This is a genomic window from Pseudomonas sp. Sample_24 (genome assembly GCF_004307605.1).
Classification (GTDB): domain Bacteria; phylum Pseudomonadota; class Gammaproteobacteria; order Pseudomonadales; family Pseudomonadaceae; genus Aquipseudomonas.
Window position 1 is genome coordinate 1 of the sequence record NZ_RCNW01000167.1, and the last position, 8,082, is coordinate 8,082.

General features: G+C 58.0%; 3 protein-coding genes. 1 reads left to right on the plus strand and 2 read right to left on the minus strand.

The window, feature by feature from the left end; genetic code table 11:
- Nucleotides 1–1,121: glutamine-hydrolyzing GMP synthase (gene guaA, locus D8V06_RS08845; RefSeq protein ID WP_130930809.1), on the plus strand; the 1,121-nt coding region annotated here is incomplete at its 5' end.
- 74 nt (nt 1,122–1,195) lie between these two features.
- Here guaA and D8V06_RS08850 read toward each other — a convergent pair.
- Nucleotides 1,196–4,249 (minus strand): membrane-targeted effector domain-containing toxin, encoded by a 3,054-nt coding sequence (locus tag D8V06_RS08850; protein WP_130930810.1) that lies wholly within the window; start codon nt 4,247–4,249, stop codon nt 1,196–1,198.
- 75 nt (nt 4,250–4,324) lie between these two features.
- A complete protein-coding gene (locus D8V06_RS08855; RefSeq protein WP_130930811.1) occupies nt 4,325–7,789 on the minus strand; it encodes a membrane-targeted effector domain-containing toxin in 3,465 nt (1,154 codons plus the stop codon).
- Between the last annotated feature and the right edge of the window lie 293 nt (nt 7,790–8,082).

Here is an 8,082-nt window from a genome sequence, read left to right on the forward strand (position 1 = left end):
ACTTCCACATCCTGGCCAGCACCCCGAGCTGCCCGATCGCCGGCATGTTCAGCGATGAGCGTCGTTACTACGGCGTGCAGTTCCACCCGGAAGTGACCCACACCAAGCAGGGCGGCCGCATCCTGTCGCGCTTCATCCTCGACATCTGCGAGTGTGAAGCCCTGTGGACCCCGTCGAAAATCGCTGAAGACGCCATCGCCCAGGTTCGCGCCCAGGTGGGCACCGACAACGTATTGCTCGGTCTGTCCGGCGGTGTCGACTCCTCCGTGGTTGCCGCGCTGCTGCACAAAGCCATCGGCGACCAGCTGACCTGCGTGTTCGTCGACAACGGCCTGCTGCGTTTGCACGAAGGCGAGCAAGTGATGGCCATGTTCGCCGAGAACATGGGCGTCAAGGTGATCCGCGCCAATGCCGAGGAGCAGTTCCTCAACAACCTGGCCGGCGAAGCTGACCCGGAGAAGAAGCGCAAGATCATCGGCCGTACCTTCATCGACGTGTTCGATGCCGAATCCTGCAAGCTGGACAACATCAAGTACCTGGCGCAAGGCACCATCTACCCGGACGTGATCGAGTCGGCTGGCGCGAAAAGCGGCAAGGCGCACGTGATCAAGTCGCACCACAACGTGGGCGGCCTGCCGGAAGAGATGAACCTGAAACTGGTCGAGCCACTGCGCGAACTGTTCAAGGACGAAGTCCGTCGCCTGGGCCTCGAGCTGGGCCTGCCGTACGACATGGTCTACCGTCACCCGTTCCCGGGCCCGGGCCTGGGCGTACGGATCCTCGGTGAAGTGAAGAAGGAATACGCCGACCTGCTGCGTCGCGCCGACCACATCTTCATCGAAGAACTGCGCAAGGCCGACTGGTACCACAAGGTCAGCCAGGCATTCGTGGTGTTCCAGCCGGTGAAATCGGTTGGCGTGGTCGGCGATGGCCGTCGTTACGCCTGGGTCGTGGCCCTGCGTGCCGTGGAAACCATCGACTTCATGACCGCGCGTTGGGCACACCTGCCTTACGAACTGCTGGAAACCGTATCCGGCCGCATCATCAATGAAATCGAAGGCATCTCCCGCGTTACTTACGACGTGTCGAGCAAGCCGCCAGCGACCATTGAGTGGGAATGATCCCGCGCCGTTCTTGACGGTTTGATCGCCAGTAAAAGGCCGTGTGAACCCTGTTCGCACGGCCTTTTTGCGTTTCAGACACCGGGGAGTCGAACGGGGGCCAAGCCCATCCTATGCAGCGCTGAACTCAATCCCTCGGTAGTTGCAAAACGTCGTCCGCTGATCTCCCAGGAATCCCGTTCAATGTAATAGCCGCTTGCATCATGTTTGATGGGCGTGCGAACGAGTTTCCCCCAGGTCACGATGCCGTTGTTGGTGACGGTTCTGCTGCGATGAACCAGTATGGGTTCACCGGTACTGGTGCTGAGGGTGTACATGCCAGGCCTGGGCAGGCCATCCTCCAGTCTTTGTGCAAGCACCACGCTTGGCGGCGTCGGGATTTGCAGCAACAAGTCATTTTTGGCGAACCCGGGCGGCTGTCCCGGTCGTGGCACGTCGGACACCCCCGGGTCGACCTTGATGCCGCCGAGCTCGTCCGCGCCGACACTTTCAATACGCAGGCCGATGCTGCCCTCAAGTTCGCTGACACCCGCTACCCCGCCATAGGTATTGGCGTGGCTGTTCCCGACCAACGCCACCCAGCGATGAGCGCCTCTGGCCGCCTGGTCGGCGCTGATGACCTGTTGGGCGAAAAAATTCATCATTTTTTGCCGGAAGTGGATATCGGCCCCCTGAATGCCGGCGCTGCGGTAACTGGCCAGGCAGTCGATGGCTTGCACGCGGATACGGTTTTGTTGCGCTGCCCTGACCACCTGTTCAAACGTGAATTGTTTGCTCGGGTCGGTCGAGAAACCAGCATCAAGATCCTTGAGATAACGTTCCAGATCCTCGGACATTACCCCGGTGCGGTTGAACGCATCGAGATCCGCTTGATGGAAATCGGTGAGCAGATGCTCCATGTACAGGGTTTTGACTTTTTGTTTTCGCAGCACGCTCATGTTTTCGATCAGAAACTGTTTGCTGCCCACGCTGGAGTGACCTTCACCGATGACCAGGCTTTGTAAGCGTTTGAAAATGACTTTGATGATGTCCTTGAACCTGGCATTCGCAACGAACGACGGGATCGCCGGCCTGGGTGGCAACTGGGGTTGCGGCAGGGAATAAAACGACACGGCGTCGTCGTATAGCCTTCGGCGCAGTCTTTTGAAGGCTTCCAGCTCATCGGCCGGCTTGTTGGGATTGATAAAGCCGTCCTTCAAATCTCCCTTTGCCTCCAAACCATTGGCTGCCTTTTTGAGGGCTGGCTTGATGTCCTGTGGCACATCGTATGCCGTCGCGGGGGCATCAAAGTCCGGAAGGGCCGGCTCGGCCCTGGCGAACAGATCGGAGAACCAGCCACCACCCGCCAGACCGGGACGCGTAATCGGCATCCAAGCACCCGTTTCATCCAGGTACACCGGAATGTTGCGATAAAAGGAGTGGGGATTGACCGGGTCAATGATTGTCCAGCAATTCAGTTCGTTGCTGTAGCGGACCTGATAGAAACTGTCATCGATGACAATGTAATTCCCCCCTGTTTCAGGCTGATAGATACCTTGGAACTTGCCTTCTTCGCTGACGGGAGAATAGCCGTCGAGAATCTCGTTGGTTTCAAAAGGAGCCAACAGGCCGGTATCTCCCGGGGTGGGGTGGATGGATTCGATGGGCAGTTGCACCGGAGGGCTCGGCGACTTCACATCTTCCCCGGGCGTGATTGCTGCTTCTGTTTCCGCTTCGGCTTCCGCTGCTTGAGCGAACTCGCTTGCCCCTATCAGGAACGGCAGGTTGAACAGGATGTCCACGCTGCCAAGGATGGCGCCTTTCACTGCAGCCTTGCGTTCGGCCTGGGTCGTGGCGTTAATGGCTTGATCGATGTGCAGGCCGACATTGGCAATGCCCGCGCCTATGACCACCAGCGCCGCTGGCCATGCCGCTGCGGCCATCGGCCCAAAGACGCGGTTGAAGGCATTGAGATAGCCGATCCACAGCTTTTTGCGCAGCTCTGCATTGGAGTGCAGCAGGTAATCGGCGTCGCTCAACATGCGCTCATGGGTGGACTGGCTCAAATGGGTGAAAGCATCGCCGTTGATTATCTCGCCACGGTAGTGGAGCAAGTGGTGGTCGTTGGCGGTGTTTTCATCCGGTAGCACGTCGTACTCATGGGTGAGGCCGACGTTTTCATATTCGGTGTTCTCCAGGAAGTGGATGATCAGGCCAACGCCGGTGAAATTGGCGAGCTTGTGCCCCAGCGACGTGGGCTTTTCCTGCTCGATGTCGCGCTCTTGCTGTTTGAAATGCATGAGCATGCGTTCACGGCCTTCGGCGTCCTTGACCTCATTGACCAGCCATTCGTGCAACGCCTCGACGTTATGGAAGGCGTGAAAACCCTGGGCCTCGCCTGGAACGTAGAGAATGTTCAGGTCACTGCCGTCAGTGATGCTGAACATGTCCGTCGACACGAACTCGTCTATGCAGAACTTGCGAATCGTCAGACCATTGCCGGCGGGTGATTCGTCCAGCAGCATCTGCCGGGTCAGCGGTCTGCCCAGATTGCCGGCGCAGGCGCTGAGCACCAGGGTGAAGTGCTCACCAGACAGATGTCCGTGTTCGTAGTCTTCAATGGCCTTGGCGATGAACGTGCATTTGGCCAGCGCGCGGAAGTTGGCGCCGTGTTTTTCCCAGAACGCCGCGACGGCGGTTTTGTAGCGATCAGCGAAATTGATGTCCCAGAAGGCTTTCAGCACGTCGCTGGCATGCAGGCGCACTTCGTTGTTTTCATCGTAACTCTCGGCATCGTCACCCACCCGGTAAAAGCCGCCGTAGAGATCCAGCAGGTCGGCATTGTCCTGGTCATGGACGCTGAAGCGTTGCATGACCAATTGCGGGAAGGTCATGGATTCCTTGGGTTTTTCCAGGATGTGCTGCCAGCCGGTAAAGGCCCTGGAGCTGCTTTGGGCACCATGGAACCGGTGCCACCAGACCGTGTCCGGTGTGAGGTCGGTGATGTGATAGCGAATGAGGATGTCCTGGGCGATCTGATACGCCATGGCGTACAGGTCGGGGCAGTCGTCGACCAGTTCGGGGATCAGGGCTTGAAGCGCCAACCCGTCGGCAGAGTTGAGCAGCGTGATTTCTTGAGTATCGTCCATGATATTTTCATCGAAGAGGTGGTAAGGCCGCTCACTGTCTCAAGGAGCGGCGTTTTTCATTGTGCAGGCTGCTGGCTAGCGCTCGGCCTGCTCATGAGGGCTGTGGGCGAGCGTTTCCCAGTTTCCTTCTGAATCCAGGCGAACCGGGATCGAGTCCGAGAGCGTCGTCGGGTGTTCCGGGTCGATGATGGCCCAGTTTCCTGTGCCGCTGAGGTCCGTTTCGTAGCGTACGTAGTAAGGTTTGTCGTCCAGCATGATCGCTGTCGAAGGGACGGAGTCGAGCTGGTAAATACCCTGGTACTTTCCGGGTGTGCTTTCGGGCGTCATGCTCTCGAGCAGCTCATTGGCCTGCCAGTTGTCCGGAATGACCGTTCGTTTCGGCGCTCCAGCCACATTCGTGAAGGCTTCACTCAGCGTTGCCGCGCTCTGTGCCTCGCCTTTGAGCACCGTCTCAGTGGCGCCCGCTTGAGACAGTTCCCCGGGGCTCTCAGGGGCAGGCCAACCCATGAGCTTCATGCCTTTGGACGCCAGCCGTTGATTGAGTGTGTCGAGGCTATCGAAAGGCTGGAAATCGAAGTCCGGCCAGACAGGGGACGCCAAGGTGAATTGTCCATCAGCCATTCTCTGGAGGGTGGTTTCGGCAATTTGTGCATTGGCATCGCGATAGATAAGTTTGATGGTGCTGTTTGAGCGCTGGAACGTGTACATGCCCGATTTTGCCAGCAGTGTTTTCAGTGCTCTTGGGGGGCGATAGGCCCAAGGGGTTTCGACGGGCACACGCCATTGCGCAACCACCAGATCTTGCTCGGCTCCGGGGTCGTTCAGCCCCTCTTCGACGTTGTAGACCGGGGAATCCGGATAGTCGCTGTACTCCAGTGCCAGGCCGGGATCGGATGTTATGGCCTGCGCCGATCCCGGGACTAAATCATCTACGCGCACACTCACGGCGTCCGTCTGCTCACTGATACCTGCATAGTTTCTGAATGACGTCAGGTTTTCCCGATCGACCAATGCGATCCAACGACCGGGGCCACGCGTCGACTCATTCAGTTGAATCACTTCGCTGGCGAAAAAACTCCTCGCCATTTGTTGTTGTGGCTCCAGGTTCACATGTCCGTTGATGTTGTAAGTAATCGCACAGTCGATTGCTTGAACCCTGACCTTTTGCGCATTGGCGGCTTTGACCAGGGACAGGACATTGAATTTGCCCTCGGGGTCGTTGCCTGCCTTCAGATCAAGTGTCGTCAAGTAGGTTTCGAGATCTTGCGGCATCTGGCCTGTTCGCGCGAAGGTGTCCAGATCGATTTGATTGGCGTTGGTCAGAAGCTCTTGCAGGTAAATGGTCTTCAACCCACGCCTGGCGAGCTCCGGCATATTTTCGATAAGAATTTGTTTGCTGCCGATACTGCCTCGTGTCTCGCCCAATACCAGGCCCGGTTTTTGTGCGAACGCCGTTTCAAACAGTTCCGTTTGGCTACCGATCACCGTGGGGGAGGACGCCCTTGCGCGGTAGGAGGCCGGGTTAGCCTGGTAATAGTGTTCGGCATCTGCAATCAAGCGCGCTCGTGAGGTGGCCTGGCGCTGTGCGAATCGACTGACACGGACCTGCTCGCCAGCGGCATTGCGCACGGTCACATATTCATCGGGACCGCCGAGCGCCCATTCCCGCATGCCGGGTGTCTCCAGTTTTTTTACATAGGTTCCTGGCGTTTGTGCCCATGCCTGGGCATCGGGTTGGCTGCTGACACCTTCAGTCCCGTCGGGCGGTGTCTCCATTCCGCCTCTAAGACCTGTTCGAGGCGCGAGTTCCCATTGACCTTCGGCGTTCAGTCGCACGGGTATCGAAGAGGTGAACCCGTCGGGGTTCGCCGGATCAATGATCGCCCACGTACCCCCACCGTTGACATCAGCTTCGTAACGTACGAAGTACTCACTGTTATTGAGGCGGATTGCAGTCGACGGATTCGAGGACAGGCGATAGGTTCCCAGGAACTTGCCGGGGGTCCGCACCAGGTTTTGCTCATCGAGCAGTATCGGGATTTTGTAGTTTTGCGGTGGCGACTCTACAGCGGCTGTCCCTGTCAGATCGTTGTTCTGTGCTGTCCGGCGAGGATCAATCAACTCTTCTGCCTGAGCATCGAACAGTTCGGTATCAGCGCCTGGATTCGCTTGCGGCGTGTCGGGCACTTGCACCGCTTCGCCCACCTCGGCGTCCACTTCGGCGCTGGCTTCCAGCAACGGTCCTGTACCTTTGAGAAACGGAAGGTTGAACAGGGTGTCGATGCCACTGAGGACCGCGCCGATGATGCCGGCTTTACGGTCCTGGCGGGTCTTGCCGTTCACCGCCTGATCGATGTTCAGTCCCATGTTGGCCAGACTGGCACCAATGACTGGCAGGGCCACGGGCCAACCGACGACGGCCATCGGCCCGAAAACCCTCACGCCGGCACTCAGGTAGCCGATCCACAATTTCTTGCGCAGATCGCTGTTGGAGGTAAGCGACAGGCTGGCCTCGGCGAACATGGCTGCCTGGGTTGAGTCGGTCAGCCAGCGGAAGGCATCACCACGGATGATCTGATTTTTTGCATTGATCAGATGATGATCCTGCTTGCCCCAGGTGCTGACCAGGCGGTTCATGATGTCCGGGATGTTGTCGGAAATCAGTTGCCGATCCGCCAGGCTGAAGTGGCTCAGGAATGTCTGTCGGGTCGGGCTTCTGTTCATTTGCAGCAGCACCCAGAAATGCATGTCCATGGGTGTTTCCAGCACCTGGAATGACTTTGTGTCACCAGGGAGGTAAAGAATCTGTCTGCCTTCGGGACCAACGATGCGCAGAATGTTGTTGGCGACGTAGCCCGCCATGTCCAGTGTGCGAATGGTTGAGCCGCCGGTGATCGAGTAATCGCTTTTCAGCATTTGCAGGCTGGCGGGGGAGGTGACCGGGCCGCAGGTGGCCTGGATAACCTGCCGCAGGTTTTCATCGCTCAGCTGTCCGCCTTCATTGGCCTCCAGCGCTTTGACGAGAAAGGTGCATTTGGCGAGGGCCTGGAAATCGACCGACGAAGTGTTCCAGAACGCCTTGAGTCTGGCGGTGTAAAGCGAGCTGAAATCGAGGTTCCAGAAATACTTCAAGACGTCATTGCCATGCAGGCGAACTTCGTTGGTTTCATCGAAGTCTTCGGCTTCCGGGCCAGCGGTGTAAAAGCCGCCATAGAGGTCCAGCAAGTCAGCGTTGTCCTGATCGGTGGCGCGGAACCGGTGGATCACGAGTTGCGTCAGCGTGGTGGATTCGTGGGGTTTTTCCCGAATGTGTTGCCAGCCGGTAAACGATCTGGAACTGCTTTGCGCCGCTTTGAATCGGTGGAAATAAATGAGGTCCGGGTCGAGGCCGGCAATGCCTTGTTGCTTGAGCAGCTCGCTGGCGACTTCGCTTGCCATGTCTTGCAGGCCCGGGCAGGACAGGATCACCTTGTTGGCAATGGCCTTGAGCGTTGCTTTGTCTGCTGCGTTGGACAACGGACGGGATTCGGTTGAGTTCATCAGCTCTCGTTCCTTGAGAAAAAGTGAGCCGAAGATGCCCCTTACGCTCGAGCAATGTGCACTACATAGTTACGCCCGTTTGCGAATCGATTTCCGGTAGGCGCCAGTCTTTACCTCGTTCCGTTTCAGCCTGAATGTCCGATACCGCGCTGCGTCTATCCGCCGCGCCGCCCTTACTGTTTCTCATCCGCAGGTGTATCGTATTCGCCTTTTGCGGGCTTGGGCCTGCCGCGTTCAAGTGAGGTAGTTGAGTTCATGTCCTTTACCCGTCGCCAAATCCTCGGTGGCCTGGC